Raw genomic sequence first — 496 nt, 5'->3', positions numbered from 1 at the left:
CTCTAGAAAGTAGAGTTAGCAACCAGCCGGAGCGCCTGACCCGGTGTTGCTCCGGCTACGCGCGCGACGTGGCTGCGTCCGTCGCCCGCAGCAACCGGAACAGCTGCTCCGCAGTGCCGCGCAGATGGGCTGCCGTCGTCGCCGGGTCCATCGCGGCCTCGAGCGACATTGGCCGACTCAGGATCGGGAAGTAGGCGCTGACGCCTTGCTCGTGCAGCGCCGGCGCTTCGGCGCTGATGCCGCCGGCCAGCGCGATCACCGGCACGCCATGCTGCTGCGCCATACGCGCGACGCCGACCGGCGCTTTGCCGCGCGAGGTCTGGCCGTCGAGCCGACCCTCGCCGGTGATGACGAGCCGGGCATCGCTCAGATGAGCCTCGATGCCCAGGCGCTCCAGCACCAGCTCGGCGCCGGAGACGAGCGAGCCGCCGAGGAAGCCGACCAGCGCCGCGCCGAGGCCGCCGGCAGCGCCCGCTCCGGGGATGACCGCGATATC

General features: G+C 72.0%; 1 protein-coding gene. It reads right to left on the bottom strand.

What is annotated here, in order from left to right:
- Positions 1–55: 55 nt before the first annotated feature.
- Positions 56–496: glycerate kinase (locus PA598K_RS38310; RefSeq protein WP_260405652.1), on the bottom strand; the 441-nt coding region annotated here is incomplete at its 5' end.

It is taken from the genome of Paenibacillus sp. 598K, from assembly GCF_003851045.1.
GTDB lineage: Bacteria > Bacillota > Bacilli > Paenibacillales > Paenibacillaceae > Paenibacillus_D.
This window is presented reverse-complemented; position numbering and strand designations above follow the sequence as displayed.